Below are 17,616 nucleotides of genomic sequence, written 5' to 3' on the forward strand. Positions count from 1 at the left end.
GCATCGAGACCAGCACAATCCATCTCGACACCATCCGAGACCTCAAGCAGATCAACTCGCTGCTCGCATCAATGGCCTATCCCGTCCTCGAAGAACAGGGCCTCCTCAGCGATACACGCCTCAAGACCGTCAAGCAAAACTGAAATCAGACCATGCGGCGGCGGGTACACATCCGTTGCCGCACGACGTTGAATATCAAAAGGAAATATCCGCAGCAGGGCGAACCCGCACACGGGCACTTCCAGCCTTGAAACCATTCAGCGTTTCATTGTGGTGCGCAACGATGTCCGCAAATTGCAGGCTGGCAGTGTCGCCGGTCGTATGCGCATCCCCGATCAGAGTGACGTCAAAGCCGAGCGAAACGGCGCGTCGGACGGTGGTGTCGATGCAATATTGTGTCTGGCATCCGCCGACAATGAGATGCGCGATATTCTGCTGTTGCAAAAGGGCGTGAAGAGCCGTCTCGTGGAAAGAGTCGCAACTCTGCTTTTCAACGAGAACATCTCCCGGTTTTAAAGCAAGTTCCTCGCGGATTTCCCATCCGGCTATGCCTTTTTCAAGCTCGTCGCCCGGACCGCCATCGTGCTGCACCATGATGACTGGAACGCCGGCCTGACGCGCTTTCTCCCGCAGATCACGCAGTTTGATGACAATCTCATCAAGGGCATGGTCGATAGCTGGTTGCCGCTCCGGCGTGCCCGTCCCGGCCACAATGTCGTTCTGAACGTCTATGACAAGCAAAGCTGTTTTCATCGGTTCACACCCGGTTGTTGATCGGTCTTTGCCATGCATAGCACAAGAAAAAGCCCCCGCCAGAGCGAGGGCTAGACAAAACGAAGGGCGGTTAAACCTTACGCTTTCACTGCAGAAGCGATTTCACGATAGCGCTGGCCTTGGTGAAATCCATCTTGCCTGCATAGCGTTCCTTCAGGACAGCCATGCACTTGCCCATGTCACGGAGACCCTGGGCACCGATTTCAGCGATCACATCCGCGCAGGCCTGCTTGATCTCATCTTCGGTCATCTGCTGTGGCAGAAACTCGGTAATGATCGTGATTTCCTCGCGCTCGGCTTCAGCAAGCTCAAGACGGCTGCCTTCTTCATAAATGCGAGCGGATTCTTCGCGCTGCTTGACCATCTTGCCGAGAATGCCCAGCAATTCTTCATCCCCGACCGGGTCCTTGCCAGCGGTACGGTTGGCGATATCTCGGTCCTTTACCGCAGCCAGAATAAGGCGCAGCGTCGACGTGCGACGCTTCTCCTGTGCTTTCAGCGCGGTTGTGAGGGCCTGGGAAATCTCCTGGCGAAGCATAACGTCTCTCCTGACGGTGTTTGTTCTGTGTTGTTCGTTTCATGCATCTATACAGCAAGCGCATAGAAACGCCGAGCTGTCCGAACCACCATCCCGCGAAATAATAATACGACGATTATCGTCATTATTTCAGGAAAGCATGGCTTCGGGCGATTGACCCGGCCTTCAAGTTTCTCTATTGCTCAAGGCTTAGCAGGACATCGGCACGCGCTCGCGGCGGGAGGTTTAAATCCCCGCTGCCTTTTGGCGCATATATGACCCTTGACGCTTCATCTTTCAAGCCATCCGCCCGTAGCGGCACTATGGCTGGTTGAAACACGGATGCGTGCCGCCTAAAGCATGCCGCCCAAAAGTGGGAACCGGTTTTGGGACAACGGCATGCACGAAAACAAACAATTAGGGTGTCGATTTGATTCCATCAGTTCGACGCACTAACTGGTAACGAAATAACAGCACACGCTGGCGCGCGGCTAACGAAACAGGAGTGCAGACCATGACAGAGACCACACCGAAAACAGCACCCTGGACTGTTGAAAAGCGAACCGCCGTCCTCGTGCTGTCCGATGGAACCGTGATCGAAGGCAAGGGCCTCGGCGCAATCGGTGCGATCGAAGCTGAAGTCGTTTTCAACACGGCGCTCACCGGTTACGAAGAAATCCTGACCGACCCATCCTACGCCGGCCAGATCGTAACCTTCACCTTCCCGCATATCGGCAATGTCGGCACCAATGCCGAAGACGTTGAAGACCTGACGCCCGCCAATCGCCACGGCGCTGTCGGCGCGATCTTCAAGGCCGACATCACGTCACCATCGAATTTCCGCGCAACAGAAGATCTGGATGCCTGGCTGAAGCATCGCGGCATCATCGCGCTTGCAGGTATCGATACACGTGCGCTCACCTCGCTTATCCGCGAGCGCGGCGCCCAGAACGCGGTCATCGCGCATGATCCGAGCGGCAAGTTCGATCTTGACGCCCTCAAGGCGCGCGCTGCCGCATGGGGCGGCCTGGAAAATCTCGATCTTGCCAAGGACGTCACCATCGGCCAGAGCCTCACATGGAAGGAAACGCCATGGACGCTCGCAGACGGCTATGGTGAACAGGACGCCCCGGAATATCACGTGGTGGCGCTCGACTTTGGCGTGAAGCGCAACATTCTGCGCCTGCTCACCGGCCTCGGCGCAAAGGTCACCGTGCTGCCTGCAACGGCGACGGCTGAGGACGTTCTGGCCCACAACCCGGATGGCGTTTTCCTGTCCAACGGTCCCGGCGATCCGGCGGCAACCGGTGAATATGCCGTGCCAACCATCAAGCAACTTGTCGAAACCGATCTTCCGGTCTTCGGCATCTGCCTCGGCCACCAGATGCTGGCGCTCGCGCTCGGCGGACGCACCGAGAAAATGCATCAGGGCCATCACGGCGCCAACCATCCCGTGAAGGACTACACAACCGGCAAGGTCGAGATCGTGTCGATGAACCACGGCTTTGCAGTCGATTCAGACTCTCTACCGGAAAATGTCGAGGAAACGCATGTGTCGCTCTTCGACGGCACCAATTGCGGTCTGCGCGTTGTCGGCAAGCCGGTGTTCTCCGTCCAGCACCATCCGGAAGCATCGCCCGGCCCGCAGGATTCGCACTATCTGTTCCGCCGCTTCATCAACCTGATCCGCGAAAAGAAGGGCGAAACGCCGCTTCCCGAGCGCGAACAGGCTGCATAAACCCGCCGCATGAGTTATCAAAGTAAAAGGCCGGAGTGAAAACTCCGGCCTTTTCGTTTTCCGTATCGATCAAACTTCCGACAGCTTGGCCGATGGTGTCGGGCGCACCCGCGCCACCACGATGACCAGCGCCAGAAAGACCAGCCCCGCCCCAACGGCATAGGGCATGCCCGCAAAGACGAACGGCGCATTCATGCCGGTGAACACGGCGAAAAGCTGCGTGAAGATGAGCGGGCCGATGATGGTCGTAATGCTCGACACGCTTGTCAGCGCGCCTTGCAATTCGCCTTGCGCGGATGGCGGAACCTTGCCTGCCGCGATACTGCGTAGCGGCGGATCGGCCAGACCTTCCAGCGCCGTCAGGAAGATGACGGCATAAACCATCCAGCCTTCCCATGCGATAGCATAGCCGATCATGCCCAGACAGGAGAACAGCACACCCGTAATCGCCGTGCGCCGTTCGCCGAGCACGGGCAAAACCCGAGGCAGAACCAGCGCCATCACGAATGCGGCCCCGATACCGAAGAGCCCCAGCGACAGACCGATCTGGGCTTCGCTCCAATTATAGCGATAAGCACCGACGAAGGACCAGACGGACGGATAGACGGCGTGGGCCAGCCAGAACAGGAAGAAGACCAGCACCACCCAGCCGATGCCGGGATAGTTTCGCATCTGCTTGAGCGCGCCAAGCGGATTGGCCCGGGCAATCTGGAACGTGCGTCGGTTTTCGCGCTTCAAAGTCTCCGGCAACAGGAAATAAGCCAGAATGAAGTTGATGAACGACAGGAACGCTGCTCCATAAAACGGAACACGTGGACCGAATTCACCCAGCAAACCGCCCAGAACCGGACCGAGTGCAAAACCGACACCGAAGGCGATGCCGATCAGGCCGAAATTGCGCGCACGATTGCTGTCATCGCTGACATCGGCGATATAGGCTGATGCCGTTGCAAAGCTCGCTCCGCTGATCCCTGCCAGCACACGGCCGACAAACAGCATCCAGTAGGAGACTGCGAGCGCGCAGATCAGATTGTCGAGCGCGAAGGTGAAGATCGATGCGAGCAGCACCGGGCGCCGCCCGAAACGGTCGCTCAGATTGCCGATCATCGGCGCGAACAGAAACTGCATCCCGGCATAGACCAGCAAAAGCCAGCCGCCATCGACGGCAGCGGTGCTGATATCCGCGCCGGTCAGCTCTTCGAGAAAAGTGGGCAGAACCGGCATGATGATCGCAATGCCGATAATGTCGAGAAACAGTGTCATAAAGACGAGTAACAAGCCCCGCCGTACAAACTGGGGATCATGCATGGGACACCTGAAATATGCTCCACGACAAAAAGGGTGGAACATTCATAAATTGTGTTGATTGGAGAACTCGCGCGCCATCGTCGCTCAAAACTGAGCGTCACGCTTGTAAATCGGAAAAAGGCCGCGCCGGTGCGAAAGCATTTATCTGGAAAATTATTTCACGACAAGACGAATATTACCGGGTTTGGACAAAAAGAACGGATGCTTTCCCTGCATAAAGAAAAAGGCGGTCGAAACCGCCTTTTCTAAAATGTTGCAGGCACTTTAAACATCGCCGCTGAAGGTATCGCAGGATTCCAGCTTGCCACTATCGAAGCCGCGCTGAAACCACTTGGCGCGCTGAGCAGAAGTGCCGTGGTTGAAACTCTCCGGCACGACATAGCCCTGGCTGCGCTTTTGCAACGTATCGTCACCGATCTGATGTGCTGCATTGAGCGCCTCTTCAAGGTCACCTGTCTCAAGAATACCCTTCTGCTCCGTGTAATATCCCCACACACCGGCAAAGCAATCGGCCTGGAGCTCAACGCGAACCGACATCTGGTTGGCCTGCGCTTCACTCATCTGCTGACGCATCTGGTTGAACTTGGGCAGAATGCCAAGAAGGTTCTGGACATGGTGACCGACCTCATGCGCAAGGACATAGGCCTGCGCGAAATCGCCGGACGCGCCGAAGCGGTTTGCCAGTTCCTTATAGAAGCTCAGATCGATGTAGAGCTTACGGTCGCCGGGGCAATAAAACGGACCGGACGCCGCAGAAGCAAAGCCGCAAGCCGAACGGACCTGCCCAGAGAAGAGCACCATTGTCGGCGGTGTGTAGGTCTGTCCGCGTGACTGGAAGATGCCGCTCCAGACGTCTTCCGTCTCAGCCAGCACCGTGCGGGCAAATTGCGTCGTCTCGTCATTGGCAACGGTTCTTCCGGATTGTCCGGCCTGCTGCGTCACGCTCGGCCCCATGCTGCCATCACCGAACAGGATCGGCAGCGGATCGATGCCAACCGCACGCAGCACGAAGAACATCACCACCAGGATGAGAATGCCGGAAATTCCGCCGCCACGCACGATCCTGAAGCCGGGACCGCCAAGGCCACCACCGCGACCGAAGCCGCCGCCCTGCTCTCCGCGTACATCTTCCACATTGTCGCTTTGCCTACGGCCTTGCCAGCGCATTGACCAACTCCCCTGCACCGTGCCGCTCTCAACGAAGCAGCACCAAACTATATATGCAATTGTCGCATAAAGAGTTGGCACGGCAACATAAAAAGTAAATGGCAGTGTCAATCACAAACGGAGACTCTTTCGCAATAGTTTGGGCACAAGAAAGCTCTTTCTGCTGCGATAGACAAAAACTGCCGCAACAAGCACCGGTAGAAGGCATGCCACAAGAAATGGCGACCCTAAGCCATAGGGAAAAGCGACTTCATTCATGATGCGCCCCGGCATGAACGCGAAGGCCCCCGCCCCAAGAATACCGCCGAGATAAACGCTTCTGATGATTTTACGATGAGACTCGATCTGCCCCATTCGGGCCGCAGCGACAGCGCGCCCGCAACCCAAAAGCACCAGTATCGAAAGAATATGTATCGGACTGAATCCGCCGACGAGGTTGATCTTGTGAATAAAGAAACTGGATAATGCAGTTGTAATCATCAGGACCATCCATAGTCGCCCAAGCATCTTGTGCAGCGCGGTGCCTTTGCGACGCATGAAAATGGCAAGTCCGATAACCGCAGCAGCCACGACAGTCGCAACATGAATTTGAATGGCAAGCGGTGCATGAAGAAGCGGTTCGAAGTTCATCGCAGGGTTCCTGTTGAATTTCCCATCGCTTTCAACAAGACTGCACCCGGCTCAATCGAAACGGCGTCAAATGCAGGAAAACTACGTGACCGGCGGCCTGTTGCAATTCGCGCTTCGTGAATTGTCGACCATTCTTCGTGCGCCGCGTCTGTGGGGCACCTTCATCATCGTCGTCCTGATCTTCACTATTACCGGCCCCTTCGGAACGGACCTGTCCATGCCGGTGGCGGTTCGCTTCTTTTACTGGCTCTCCGTGCAGTTTGCCGGATGGTCTACGGCAATCGTGTTTTCCATTCTGGCGGATGCCTTTCTGGAACCTGTCGCAAGACACGCCTTTGCCCGCATGATGATCGGGGCGGCCGTGGCCGCTCTGCCGATCGGGCTCTGGGTTGCGTTCATCGACTGGGGGTTCTCTGGCAGAACGCCCACAATCGCCGCCATCCTCGCCAATGCCGTTATCGCGTTGCCACTCAGTGCCCTGTTCTGCATTCTGGCTTATATGACGCTACGCCGTGATCTGGAAGCCGTACCGAGAAATGTTTCCGATACGCCACCGCCATTGTTGGCCCGACTGAAACCGGGCAATCGGGGTACGATCCTGCGTCTCTCCGCCGAGGATCACTACACGCGAGTTGTCACCAGCCGGGGGCAAGAACTCATCCTTCTTCGCTTTTCGGATGCCGTGAAAGAGGTCGGCACGACGAGCGGGCTTCAGATTCATCGTTCGCACTGGATTGCCGACCGCCATGTTGCCGAATTGCGCAAAACCAATGGCGGTTTCAGCCTGCTGACAAACGACGGTATCTTGCTGCCGATCAGCCGCGCGAGCCAGAAATCTACGCGCGAACGGTTTGGTTCGGCTATAACATCCGTCGAGAAAGTAAGAGGCAGGCAAGAATTTTCGTGAATGCCAGCACTTTCTTTGAAATAAAACGATTTGTGGGGTTCCGCTTTCGGAATCGATTGCCTATAAGGCCCGCTTAGCCCACAGAATTCATACGCTGCCAACCCGCCGGTAAACCGTGCGGGCTTTTCTGGCAGGCTAAACACAGGATGAGCCCATGCCGAAACGTACAGATATCAAATCGATCCTGATTATCGGCGCGGGCCCCATTGTCATCGGCCAGGCTTGCGAATTCGACTATTCGGGCACCCAGGCCTGCAAGGCGTTGAAAGAGGAAGGCTACCGCATCATCCTCGTCAACTCCAACCCGGCCACGATCATGACCGATCCCGATCTGGCGGACGCGACCTATATCGAACCGATCACGCCGGAAGTCGTCGCCAAGATCATCGCCAAGGAACGCCCGGACGCACTCTTGCCAACCATGGGGGGCCAGACCGCGCTGAACACCGCATTGTCGCTGCGCCGCATGGGCGTGCTGGAGCGTTACAATGTGGAGATGATCGGCGCCAATGCCGAAGCCATCGACAAGGCCGAAGATCGCGCGCTGTTCCGTGAAGCCATGGAAAAGATCGGTCTTGATACGCCGGAATCCAGGCTCGCAAACGCGACCGAAATCAAGGATGAAGACCGCAAGCGCCACGAAGCAAAGCGCACTGAGGTCAAGGCGCAGTTTTCGGGTGACGAACTGGACAAGGCTCTCGACAAGCTTGAAACCGAGTGGCAGCTCGGCGAAGTTGACCGCAAACAACGCTACATGACCCACGCGCTGGCCAAGGCTGCTCAGGCGCTCGACGTGGTCGGCCTGCCCGCGATCATTCGCCCCAGCTTCACGCTCGGCGGCACCGGCGGCGGCATCGCCTATAACCGTCAGGAATTCTTCGAAATCATCGAGCGCGGTCTGGACGCATCGCCAACGACCGAAGTTCTGATCGAAGAGTCGGTTCTGGGCTGGAAAGAATATGAAATGGAAGTCGTCCGCGACAAGGCGGACAACTGCATCATCATCTGCTCGATTGAAAACCTCGATCCGATGGGCGTGCATACGGGCGACTCGATCACCGTTGCACCGGCGCTGACGCTGACCGACAAAGAATACCAGATCATGCGTAACGCCTCGATTGCGGTACTGCGCGAGATCGGCGTCGAAACCGGCGGCTCCAACGTGCAGTTCGCGATCAACCCGGCCAATGGCCGCATGATCGTCATCGAAATGAACCCGCGCGTCTCGCGGTCTTCGGCGCTCGCTTCCAAGGCGACCGGCTTCCCGATTGCCAAGGTCGCAGCCAAGCTTGCCGTCGGCTACACGCTTGACGAACTCGACAACGACATCACCGGCGGCGCGACGCCTGCCTCGTTCGAACCGTCGATTGACTATGTCGTCACCAAGATCCCGCGCTTCGCATTCGAAAAATTCCCTGGCTCCTCGCCGATCCTGACCACCGCCATGAAGTCGGTCGGTGAAGTCATGGCCATCGGTCGTACCTTCCAGGAAAGCTTGCAGAAGGCGCTTCGCGGCCTTGAAACCGGCCTGACGGGTCTTGACGAAATCGCCATTCCGAACATCGAGGAAGGCGACGAGAAGAACGCAATCCGTGCGGCCATCGGCACGCCGACGCCGGATCGTCTACGCATGGTCGCACAGGCTATGCGTCTCGGCCTGACCACCGAGCAGGTGCATGACGCATCGAAGATCGATCCGTGGTTCCTCGAGCAGATCGAAGCCATCGTGAAGACCGAAGAGCGCGTCCGCGAGCACAGCCTGCCGCAGGATGCTGAAAACCTGCGTATGCTGAAAGCCATGGGCTTCTCCGACGCGCGCCTCGCAAGCCTCACCGGTAAGGACGCCGAAGACGTTGCAAAGCTGCGCGCCGATCTCGACGTGCATCCGGTCTATAAGCGCATCGACACCTGCGCCGCTGAATTCGCTTCGCCGACCGCCTATATGTACTCGACTTATGAAACGCCATTTGTCGGTCAGCCGCGTTCGGAAGCTGAAGTCTCAGATCGCAAGAAGGTCGTCATCCTCGGCGGCGGCCCGAACCGTATCGGTCAGGGCATCGAGTTCGATTATTGCTGCTGCCATGCGGCTTTCGCGCTCAATGATGCTGATTACGAAGCCATCATGATCAACTGCAACCCGGAAACGGTTTCAACCGACTATGATACGTCGGACCGCCTCTATTTCGAGCCGCTGACGGCGGAAGACGTGCTGGAAATCCTGCGCGTCGAAAAGGAAAAGGGCACGCTGCACGGCGTCATCGTCCAGTTCGGCGGACAGACCCCGCTCAAGCTCGCTACGGCACTGGAAAAGGCGGGCATCCCGATCCTTGGCACCTCGCCGGACGCCATCGACCTTGCGGAAGATCGCGACCGCTTCCAGAAGCTTTTGATCAAGCTCGATCTCAACCAGCCGAAGAACGGCATTGCCTATTCGGTTGAACAGGCCCGCCTCATTGCGGCTGACCTCGGTTTCCCGCTGGTTGTTCGCCCATCTTATGTTCTGGGTGGCCGCGCCATGCAGATCATCACCGACGAACGTTCCTTGCAGAACTATCTGCTCGACACCGTACCGGAGCTGGTGCCGGAAGACATCAAGGCGAAGTACCCGAACGACAAGACAGGCCAGATCAACACGCTGCTCGGCAAGAATCCGCTTCTCTTCGACACCTATCTGACGCAGGCCATCGAAGTGGACGTAGACTGCCTGTGCGACGGCAAGGACAGCTATGTTTCCGGCATCATGGAGCACATCGAAGAAGCCGGCATCCATTCGGGTGACTCGGCTTGCTCGCTGCCTGTCCACACGCTGTCGCCTGAAATCGTTGCTGAACTGGAACGCCAGACTGCGGCGCTCGCCAAAGCGCTCGATGTCGGCGGTTTGATGAACGTGCAGTTTGCCATCAAGGATGATGAAATCTTCATCCTTGAAGTCAATCCACGCGCATCGCGGACGGTTCCATTCGTCGCCAAGACCATCGGCACGCCGATTGCCAAGGTTGCAGCGCGCATCATGGCCGGTGAAAGCCTGGAAGACGCGCTCAACGCCTATGGCGGCAAGCCGAAGACGCCGTCCCGCCCGCACATTGCGGTCAAGGAAGCGGTGTTCCCGTTTGCGCGCTTCCCCGGCGTCGACACGCTGCTCGGACCGGAAATGCGGTCCACCGGCGAAGTCATGGGCCTCGACTACGACTATGCGCTGGCCTTCGCCAAGGCGCAGCTCGGTGCAGGCGTTGAACTGCCGCGTGAAGGTACTGTTTTCGTTTCGGTGCGTGACGAGGACAAGGAACGTGTGCTGGGTGCAGTCCGCAAGCTTGCAAGCATCGGCTTCAAGGTGATGGCAACCGGCGGAACACAGAAGTTCCTCGAAGCCAACGGCGTCGAATCGACCAAGATCAACAAGGTCATCGAAGGCCGTCCGCACGTGGAAGATGCGATCCGCAATCGCCAGATCCATCTTGTCTTCAATACGACCGACAGCGCCAGCGCGGTTTCCGATAGCAAGTCGATCCGCCGTGCAACGCTCATGCAAAAACTGCCTTACTACACGACCATGGCCGGAGCGGAATCTGCCGCCGAAGCCATTGCGGCACTCAAGGCAGGATCGCTGGAAGTGCGTCCGCTTCAGGATTACTTCCGCTGATCGTATAGGCATAAAAGTAAAAAGAGCCGCCGGTCACCCCGGCGGCTTTTTCTATGCCGTTTTCAGGGCTGGCAGCTCCAGAGGTTTTCCGGAAGGATCGTCTTCCAGATTGACCTGCTGCGTGAAAAGACCGTCGTGCAGATGCGGCTTGCCGAGATGAATGACGGCAGCGTCTTTCAGTTCGCTGTTCAGCATGTCGCGAATCCGGTCGTAGGCTTCGGCATCAAGGCCATCAAGCGCGCCATCGATGACGATCCACTCCGGCTTCTGCAGGATCAGACGGGCGAAGGCGATGCATTGGCGCTCATCGTCCGTCAGCACGCGATCCCAGCGCGCAACGCGGTCGAGGCTCGTGGAAAGCCGCTCGAGCCCGGCCCGTCGCAGAACATTTTCCACATCTTCTTCGGAAAACTTCTTGATATCGAGCGGATAAACGATCACGCCCTTGAGGTTGCCGGGCGGGAAATAAGGCGCGCGCGGCATGAAGGCGACACCGTCGCCGACCGGCATCCCGATCCGTCCCTCGCCCCATGGCCAAAGCCCGCCCAATGCACGGAACAACAACGTTCTTTGCGTCTCGGTTCCGCCCGTGACGAGCACCCGCTCGCCGGGTTTGACCGAAAAGGCCTTGCGGGAAAGTTTCAGGCACTGATCGGGCGCGGCGATGGAAACATCATCCAGTGTCAGCCTGTCATTATCATTCGTGGCAAGATCGATCTGCCGGTCCAGATGACCGAGCTCGTCCATACGCAACACCGCCTGACGGAAGCTTGCGACACGCAGCAACGTCGCCCGCCAGTCCGCAATCGCCCCGAAATTGTCGACGAACCAGCGCAACGAATTGTGCACCTGCGTAAACGCGCCGACTGCCATCATCAGCCCGCCGAAGGTCAGTCCTCCAGAGAAATAAACCGGCGCCGCGACGAGAATTGGGGCGACGATGGTGAGCCAGCCGTAACCGGCGGTCACCCAGGTCAATCGCGTGGTCGCAAAGACGATCTTGCGAATAGCAGCCAGAACCGCGTCGATATCCAGATCGAGGCGGCGTCTCTCATCCCCTTCGCCGCGCGACAGGGTGATGGCATCCACGTGCTCATTGACCCGCATCAGCGATGCGCGAAAATCAGCTTCGCGCGCATAGCGATTGGCATTGATATTGACCAGACTGCGCCCGACGATCCATGTCAGCCATGAGGCGGAAGCCGCATAGATGATGACAGCCCAGACCATGTAACCGGGGATTGAGAAACTGTAGCCCGCGACATGAAACACGAAGCCGCTCGACAGCGACCACAGAACGCCGACGAAACTTACCAGAATGACGGTCGACTGGAGGAGATTGATCCCGAGATTGCACGAGGTTTCCGCGAGGTGACGCGCATCTTCATGCAGACGCTGATCGGGATTGATGCCGATCTCGCCCGCATTGGCGAGACGAAACGCCCGGCCCGGCACAAGCCATTGTCCCACCAGATCACGCGCCAGCCCCTCGCGCATCTTGAGCGCAAACATCTGGTTGAGCCAGGTTTGCGATACGTTGAGCACAAGCAAGCTGCCTGCAATCCCGAAGAAGACCATCAGTTGATGGAAGAAAGCCTGCAAATCCCGACGGGAGAGCGCGTCGTAGAAGGGTTCGTTCCAGCGATTGATGGCGACCTGCCCGACGGCGATCAGCACGACGAGAACGAAAATGCCGGTTCCGAGCGCAATCAGCGTGTTGCGCACAGGCGAGACCAGAAAAGCCCCCACCATCATCGACACCTGGGAGAAGAGATCGGTCCCGTCGTGTGAGGGAGTGCCGCCGATCAGCTTGGCCGAACTTTTGCGCAGGCGCTCGGTGACGCTGCGTCTGGGCTTTCTGCGGCGACGCTCTTTTTTAGGCGCGCTCTGCTTCGTCTTGTCCTTGTCTGGTTCAGACGTCATGTCCTGCCTCGCTGCCCATCCGCCCGGCTCAATTTTGCAGATATGTTTGCAACATGCTGAATATCTACGTCACGTGGAAGTCAAAGATAGGAGATCAGCACGCTTTTTCCCGCAAACCATCCATGATGGCCCACAACAGTATGCGGGTTTTACCGCAAATCATTCGTTGCAATTATGGCCTGAACGCGAACCCCGCCGGAAACATTCCATGACTGTCACAATCCAGCCCATCGACAAAGTACTCATTTACGCCACGTGGAACGATCGCCTTCTGGTTTTTGAAGAACCCGATTTTCCTGAAACACCGCTTCAAGTGCCGGGCGGCACGGTCGATCCGGGAGAAGATATTCTCGCCGCCGCCTATCGCGAATTCGCCGAGGAAACCGGCCTTCTTTATGACCATGGCATGATCCATCTTGAAACCGTTGACTATGACTACCCGGAAGAGGAACATACAGAGCTTCACCGCAGACACTGTTTCCACCTGCGATTGAGAGCGGCAACGCCCGAGACCTGGGATCACTATGAAATGTCGCCTTGCGACGGAAGTGCTCCGATTCTGTTCCGGCTGTTCTGGCTCGACCGATCGAGCGCGCGAAACCGGTTGGGACTCGGAATGGCAAAAAGCCTGAATAAAATCAATTTCTAGATCCTATCCCGGAAAGCATGGAATAGTTTTCGGACAAGATGCGTATCAAAACAGGACAGCGAAAGCTGTCGACCCGGCCTAATCAGATCAAAACGCTTTAGCTGGCAACGTAGCTGACTTGTATTGGTCAAATTTGTCGCATATAGTTAGTGCATCGATTTTTCGGTCAAGTGACTTTGCGACCCGTGCGGCCCGCCGTGCTTCCTGACGATCTCCTGTCCATAAATTCGATTCACAGGGACGTATGTGAAGCATACGGACTACTCTACTACTAATGTTACAAAGGAATTTCCCATGGCTACGGGAACAGTTAAGTGGTTCAACACGACCAAGGGCTTCGGCTTCATCCAGCCTGATCAGGGCGGCACGGACGTATTCGTTCACATCTCCGCCGTTCAGCGCGCCGGTCTGGCCACGCTCGACGAAGGCCAGAAGGTTTCGTACGAAATCGTTCAGGACCGCCGTTCGGGTCGTTCGTCTGCCGACAATCTGGTCGCAGCATAAGTTTTGCCGCAAGGCAGAGAAAAGGCGGGTCTTCGGGCCCGCCTTTTTTATTTGCCTGCTTTTTGCTTAGACCTTTGCCATCGCGCTCGCGCCCAGAATAAGCGCCGCAATCAGCGCGGCCACGGTGCGGACATGATTCCATATGGTCCAGTCCCGCACATAAGCCAGCCAGACCTCCGCCGATGCGGCATCATTGGCATCCATCGCGGCAAGCTGGTTATTCAGCGGCACATTCAAAACCATCGTGACGCCGATAGTGCCGACGAGATAGACGGCAGCGCCGATCATCGCCCATTTCGACAGGCTTCCGATGCCCATCAAGCCCAGAACGATAATCACCAGACACAACAGCGCCGTTCCAAAGAACGCGGCAAAAAACGTACCATTGATGACAGTGATATTAATCGACTGCATCGCCGTTATGCCTGCATTGGCCGGAATGCGTGCCAGTGCGGCCATCACAAAGCTTGAGAACGCATAGAAGATGCCGCCTGTAATGGCGCTACCCCACGCCGTCAGTAGCACAAGCAGTTGAAAACTCATTGTCATGATCGTCCCTCCCATATGCCCTCATCGGCAGCCTTGCGGGCAAAATCTGCAAACCGGCGCGGCTTTCGTCCGAGAGCTTCCTCCACGCCATGTGCCACATTGGCATTGCGGCCATCGAAAAGCTCGGTGAAAAGATAGCGCAAGAGCGTGATCACATCTTCCGGTAATGCCTGTTCACGCAATGCGGCCTCATAGTCGGCGAATGAGACGGGATGAAACGACAGCTCCCGACGCGTCGCTCTGGCGATCTCGCTCACCGCCTCGTTGAAGCTGAACAGTTCGGGGCCGGTCAGTTCATAGAGCCGATTACGGTGGCCGAGTTCCGTAAGAGCGGCAACCGCAACATCGGCAATATCGTCGGCGTCGATGAACGGCTCTTTCGTCCCTGCGACAGGCAAGGTCAGCGAACCGGAAAGCAACTCGTCCAGCATGTAATTCTCGCTGAAATTCTGCATGAACCAGCTAGCGCGCAACACGGTCCAGTCCAGCCCGGACGCCCGCAGAACCTGTTCCGCAGCTTCCGCCTCTTCCTCGCCGCGCCCGGAGAGAAGCACGATATGCTTCACACTTGCCTTCTTCGCCGCGGAAAGAAATGCGCGGATGACATCCACGGCACCGGGCAAAGCCAGATCCGGCTGATATGTGACATAGGCGCCAGCAATGCCTTCAAGCGCTGCAGCCCAGGTGGACTGGTTGTTCCAGTCAAAGGAAACTTCGGTGCTTCGCGATACGGCCCGAACTGAAAGCCCCTTCTGCCGCAGTTTTTCCGCGACGCGCCTGCCGGTTTTGCCGGTAGCACCAATCACCAGATAACGATCGTCAGGATACGTATTCATCTTTCTTCTCCCAAAATATGAGTAACCCTCATATTTGCAATATGTGAGCAATCCTCATATTCTGTCAAGAGAGAAAAATTGTGAGTCGGTCATGAAGCAGAATTCCGTCAAGCAAGCAGAGACAACCAGCGCGCCTATCCTGCGTCGTACGCCCAGCCAGAGCCGCGCGCAGGAAAAGATTCGTCGCATCGCTGAATGCGCTACAGCCCTGATCGCCGCCAAAGGCAGCGACAGCCTCAAGATGAGTGAAATCGCCCAACAGGCTGGTATCTCCATCGGCGCGCTTTATCAGTATTTCCCCGATAAAAGCGCCCTGATCCGCTACCTGTTCGAAAGCTGCAATGCGCAATCGCGCCAATGCATCGCGGAAGGACTTGCGGCGGCCAATTCAGCCGACGAGCTGATTGTCGCCTTCAACGCATTGATCGATGAGTATCTGGCCCTGATGCGGCAGGAACCGGCAATGCGCGACATATGGTCTGCCACACAAACCGACAAATCACTGTCAAAGCTGGAGATTGCCGAAAGCAGGCAGAACGGGCAACTGCTGGCCGATACGATCCGCCGAATCGCCCCCGACAAAGAGCCGGCACAACTGGACGAGTCCGCCTTCCTGTTGATGCATTTTGGCGAATCCGCCATGCGCATCGCGGTCGAGGTTCCGGAGGATGAATGCGATGCACTGATAACGGCCTACAAAGTCATGGCCACGCGCAGTTTGCGCGACCTCATGGCGGGATAGAGCCCAACATCGCCCGTCCGATCAGTTTCGTTGCGTTAACATGTCAGCATTGCTGATCGATCTGTTCGTTTCGGCAACACATTTTCGCGAAATCAAGCAATTGCCGATGAAATCACAATCCATCTGTTGCGCTTCCTGCGCCGATGGGACATAGAAAACCCGCAAAACCGGACGCGCCCGGTGCCGGTTAACAGAGCCTGCCATCTATGGAGATCTATCATGGCATTTCTCGCCGACGCCCTTTCTCGTGTAAAGCCATCTGCGACCATCGCGGTCAGCCAGAAAGCACGTGAACTGAAAGCCAAGGGCAAGGATGTGATTGGTCTCGGTGCGGGCGAGCCCGACTTCGACACGCCCACGAATATCAAGCAGGCCGCTATCGACGCGATCAATCGCGGCGAAACAAAGTACACGCCAGTTGCCGGTATTCCTGAGCTGCGTCAGGCCATCGTTGCCAAGTTCAAGCGTGAAAACGGCCTCGACTACAAGCCGGAACAGGTTATCGTCGGCACCGGCGGCAAGCAGATCCTGTTCAACGCCTTCATGGCGACGCTGAACCCCGGCGACGAAGTCATCGTTCCTGCTCCTTACTGGGTCAGCTATCCGGAAATGGTGGCGATCAACGGCGGCAACCCGGTTTTCATCAACACAAAGATCGAAGACAATTTCAAGCTGACGGCCGCCGATCTGGAAAAGGCGATCACGCCGAAGACCAAGTGGCTGATCTTCAACTCGCCGTCAAACCCGACCGGCGCGGCTTACACGGAAGCAGAACTCAAGTCCCTGACCGACGTTCTGGTTCGTCATCCGCATGTCTGGATCCTGACCGACGACATGTATGAGCATCTGGTCTATGGCGACTTCGTCTTCACGACGCCTGCTCAGGTCGAGCCTTCGCTTTACGACCGCACGCTCACCATGAACGGCGTGTCCAAGGCCTATGCCATGACCGGCTGGCGTATCGGCTACGCAGCAGGACCGCTGCAGCTCATCAAGGCCATGGATATGGTGCAGGGTCAGCAGACCTCGGGCGCCTGCTCCATCGCACAGTGGGCCGCAGTCGAAGCCCTCAATGGCACCCAGGATTTCATCCCGGAAAACAAGAAGATCTTCCAGGCCCGTCGCGATCTGGTCGTGTCAATGCTCAATCAGGCCAAGGGCATCAAGTGCCCGACGCCGGAAGGTGCTTTCTACGTCTATCCGTCCTGCGCTAACCTGATCGGCAAGAAGACGGAAGCTGGCAAGGTCATCGAGACCGATGAAGACTTCGTCACCGAACTGCTGGAAGCCGAAGGCGTCGCCGTTGTTCACGGTTCGGCTTTCGGTCTCGGACCGAACTTCCGCATTTCCTATGCAACGTCGGATACGCTGCTCGAAGAAGCCTGCACCCGCATCCAGCGCTTCTGCGCAAGCCTGCGCTAAACACTTCAGGCACAGAATGACCAAGGGGCCGAAAGGCCCCTTTTTTGTGCCTGCAATTCAGGTGAAAAAGCGAGACTTGGCGAAAAGCCAAAAAAAAAGCCAGACAAATGTCTGGCTTTGAGTTTTGAAGGTGCCTTTGAGGCAAACCTCCAGAGGGGAACACTCAGCCTGCGCAAATGGGAGGAGGAAACGCAGCGCTGAGATGATCTTTATATGCCTCGTGCACATTGTTTTTGCAATGCGGCTTTATCGCAATGCAGCTATGCGTTTTACGCATGACTAGATTCGATATAAAAACAAAATGAAAACA

The 17,616-nt window shown here is 57.0% G+C and carries 15 protein-coding genes and 1 pseudogene; 8 read left to right on the top strand and 8 right to left on the bottom strand.

The features are described 5' to 3' along the window. Nucleotides 1-195: 195 nt before the first annotated feature. A complete protein-coding gene (locus tag ACYSN1_RS14340) occupies nucleotides 196-753 on the bottom strand; it encodes a cysteine hydrolase family protein (RefSeq protein ID WP_461726306.1) in 558 nt (185 codons plus the stop codon). A 106-nt stretch (nucleotides 754-859) separates the two neighbouring features. Further along, nucleotides 860-1,312 carry a GatB/YqeY domain-containing protein gene (locus tag ACYSN1_RS14345; RefSeq protein WP_105542295.1) on the bottom strand — a complete coding sequence of 151 codons (453 nt, stop codon included), beginning with the start codon at nucleotides 1,310-1,312 and terminating at the stop codon, nucleotides 860-862. A 493-nt stretch (nucleotides 1,313-1,805) separates the two neighbouring features. Between ACYSN1_RS14345 and carA the strand changes: the two genes are divergently transcribed. After that, nucleotides 1,806-3,029, top strand: a complete 1,224-nt coding sequence (carA, locus tag ACYSN1_RS14350; protein ID WP_461726307.1) for a glutamine-hydrolyzing carbamoyl-phosphate synthase small subunit — start codon at nucleotides 1,806-1,808, stop codon at nucleotides 3,027-3,029. A 69-nt stretch (nucleotides 3,030-3,098) separates the two neighbouring features. Here the strand turns inward: carA and ACYSN1_RS14355 are convergent, their stop codons facing one another. From ACYSN1_RS14355 to ACYSN1_RS14365, 3 genes are all read right to left on the bottom strand, one after another. After that, a complete protein-coding gene (locus ACYSN1_RS14355) occupies nucleotides 3,099-4,337 on the bottom strand; it encodes a TCR/Tet family MFS transporter (protein ID WP_109987187.1) in 1,239 nt (412 codons plus the stop codon). Between the two features lie 264 nt (nucleotides 4,338-4,601). Continuing rightward, nucleotides 4,602-5,504 (bottom strand): KPN_02809 family neutral zinc metallopeptidase, encoded by a 903-nt coding sequence (gene ypfJ / locus ACYSN1_RS14360; RefSeq protein WP_461726308.1) that lies wholly within the window; start codon nucleotides 5,502-5,504, stop codon nucleotides 4,602-4,604. Nucleotides 5,505-5,615: 111 nt separating this feature from the next. Further along, entirely contained in the window at nucleotides 5,616-6,134 is a 519-nt protein-coding gene (locus tag ACYSN1_RS14365) for a DUF2306 domain-containing protein (protein WP_461726309.1), read from the bottom strand. Between the two features lie 70 nt (nucleotides 6,135-6,204). On the opposite strand from ACYSN1_RS14365, the gene ACYSN1_RS14370 reads away from it, so the two are divergent. Then, nucleotides 6,205-7,041, top strand: coding sequence for a LytTR family DNA-binding domain-containing protein (locus ACYSN1_RS14370; protein ID WP_461726310.1), 837 nt, complete (start codon nucleotides 6,205-6,207; stop codon nucleotides 7,039-7,041). 154 nt (nucleotides 7,042-7,195) lie between these two features. Then, entirely contained in the window at nucleotides 7,196-10,681 is a 3,486-nt protein-coding gene (gene carB, locus ACYSN1_RS14375; RefSeq protein WP_461726311.1) for a carbamoyl-phosphate synthase large subunit, read from the top strand. 51 nt (nucleotides 10,682-10,732) lie between these two features. On the opposite strand, the gene ACYSN1_RS14380 is transcribed toward carB, so the two are convergent. Then, on the bottom strand, nucleotides 10,733-12,604 hold the full coding sequence (locus ACYSN1_RS14380) for an ABC transporter ATP-binding protein/permease (RefSeq protein ID WP_461726312.1): 1,872 nt from the start codon (nucleotides 12,602-12,604) through the stop codon (nucleotides 10,733-10,735). 208 nt (nucleotides 12,605-12,812) lie between these two features. Between ACYSN1_RS14380 and ACYSN1_RS14385 the strand changes: the two genes are divergently transcribed. Then, nucleotides 12,813-13,253 carry an NUDIX hydrolase gene (locus ACYSN1_RS14385; RefSeq protein ID WP_461726313.1) on the top strand — a complete coding sequence of 147 codons (441 nt, stop codon included), beginning with the start codon at nucleotides 12,813-12,815 and terminating at the stop codon, nucleotides 13,251-13,253. A gap of 294 nt (nucleotides 13,254-13,547) precedes the next feature. Continuing rightward, on the top strand, nucleotides 13,548-13,757 hold the full coding sequence (locus ACYSN1_RS14390; protein WP_006471898.1) for a cold-shock protein: 210 nt from the start codon (nucleotides 13,548-13,550) through the stop codon (nucleotides 13,755-13,757). Nucleotides 13,758-13,823: 66 nt separating this feature from the next. Here the strand turns inward: ACYSN1_RS14390 and ACYSN1_RS14395 are convergent, their stop codons facing one another. After that, nucleotides 13,824-14,306: an anthrone oxygenase family protein gene (locus ACYSN1_RS14395; RefSeq protein ID WP_461726314.1), complete on the bottom strand. Its 483-nt coding sequence runs from the start codon at nucleotides 14,304-14,306 to the stop codon at nucleotides 13,824-13,826. Next, nucleotides 14,303-15,142, bottom strand: coding sequence for an NAD(P)H-binding protein (locus ACYSN1_RS14400; protein WP_461726315.1), 840 nt, complete (start codon nucleotides 15,140-15,142; stop codon nucleotides 14,303-14,305). Before ACYSN1_RS14400 ends, ACYSN1_RS14395 begins: the two co-directional genes overlap by 4 nt. Nucleotides 15,143-15,233: 91 nt before the next feature. Here ACYSN1_RS14400 and ACYSN1_RS14405 point away from each other — a divergent pair, with 91 nt between their 5' ends. The 3 genes and pseudogenes from ACYSN1_RS14405 (at nucleotide 15,234) to ACYSN1_RS14415 (ending at nucleotide 17,512) form a co-directional block, all read left to right on the top strand. Continuing rightward, nucleotides 15,234-15,884 carry a TetR family transcriptional regulator gene (locus ACYSN1_RS14405; protein ID WP_461726316.1) on the top strand — a complete coding sequence of 217 codons (651 nt, stop codon included), beginning with the start codon at nucleotides 15,234-15,236 and terminating at the stop codon, nucleotides 15,882-15,884. A 219-nt stretch (nucleotides 15,885-16,103) separates the two neighbouring features. Then, complete coding sequence (locus ACYSN1_RS14410) at nucleotides 16,104-17,306, top strand: pyridoxal phosphate-dependent aminotransferase (RefSeq protein ID WP_461726317.1); 1,203 nt, start codon at nucleotides 16,104-16,106, stop codon at nucleotides 17,304-17,306. Between the two features lie 16 nt (nucleotides 17,307-17,322). Continuing rightward, a pseudogene (locus ACYSN1_RS14415) lies at nucleotides 17,323-17,512 on the top strand (hypothetical protein). The last annotated feature ends 104 nt before the right edge of the window (nucleotides 17,513-17,616 follow it).

The organism is Brucella sp. LJL56, from assembly GCF_054871705.1.

Excerpts from the sequence above, each read along its gene's own strand:
- ACYSN1_RS14340 (WP_461726306.1), bottom strand. The coding sequence starts at position 753 with ATGAAAACAGCTTTGCTTGTCATAGACGTTCAGAACGACATTGTGGCC.
- ACYSN1_RS14345 (WP_105542295.1), bottom strand. The coding sequence starts at position 1,312 with ATGCTTCGCCAGGAGATTTCCCAGGCCCTCACAACCGCGCTGAAAGCA.
- carA (WP_461726307.1), top strand. The coding sequence starts at position 1,806 with ATGACAGAGACCACACCGAAAACAGCACCCTGGACTGTTGAAAAGCGA.
- ACYSN1_RS14355 (WP_109987187.1), bottom strand. The coding sequence starts at position 4,337 with ATGCATGATCCCCAGTTTGTACGGCGGGGCTTGTTACTCGTCTTTATG.
- ypfJ (WP_461726308.1), bottom strand. The coding sequence starts at position 5,504 with ATGCGCTGGCAAGGCCGTAGGCAAAGCGACAATGTGGAAGATGTACGC.
- ACYSN1_RS14365 (WP_461726309.1), bottom strand. The coding sequence starts at position 6,134 with ATGAACTTCGAACCGCTTCTTCATGCACCGCTTGCCATTCAAATTCAT.
- ACYSN1_RS14370 (WP_461726310.1), top strand. The coding sequence starts at position 6,205 with ATGCAGGAAAACTACGTGACCGGCGGCCTGTTGCAATTCGCGCTTCGT.
- carB (WP_461726311.1), top strand. The coding sequence starts at position 7,196 with ATGCCGAAACGTACAGATATCAAATCGATCCTGATTATCGGCGCGGGC.
- ACYSN1_RS14380 (WP_461726312.1), bottom strand. The coding sequence starts at position 12,604 with ATGACGTCTGAACCAGACAAGGACAAGACGAAGCAGAGCGCGCCTAAA.
- ACYSN1_RS14385 (WP_461726313.1), top strand. The coding sequence starts at position 12,813 with ATGACTGTCACAATCCAGCCCATCGACAAAGTACTCATTTACGCCACG.
- ACYSN1_RS14390 (WP_006471898.1), top strand. The coding sequence starts at position 13,548 with ATGGCTACGGGAACAGTTAAGTGGTTCAACACGACCAAGGGCTTCGGC.
- ACYSN1_RS14395 (WP_461726314.1), bottom strand. The coding sequence starts at position 14,306 with ATGACAATGAGTTTTCAACTGCTTGTGCTACTGACGGCGTGGGGTAGC.
- ACYSN1_RS14400 (WP_461726315.1), bottom strand. The coding sequence starts at position 15,142 with ATGAATACGTATCCTGACGATCGTTATCTGGTGATTGGTGCTACCGGC.
- ACYSN1_RS14405 (WP_461726316.1), top strand. The coding sequence starts at position 15,234 with ATGAAGCAGAATTCCGTCAAGCAAGCAGAGACAACCAGCGCGCCTATC.
- ACYSN1_RS14410 (WP_461726317.1), top strand. The coding sequence starts at position 16,104 with ATGGCATTTCTCGCCGACGCCCTTTCTCGTGTAAAGCCATCTGCGACC.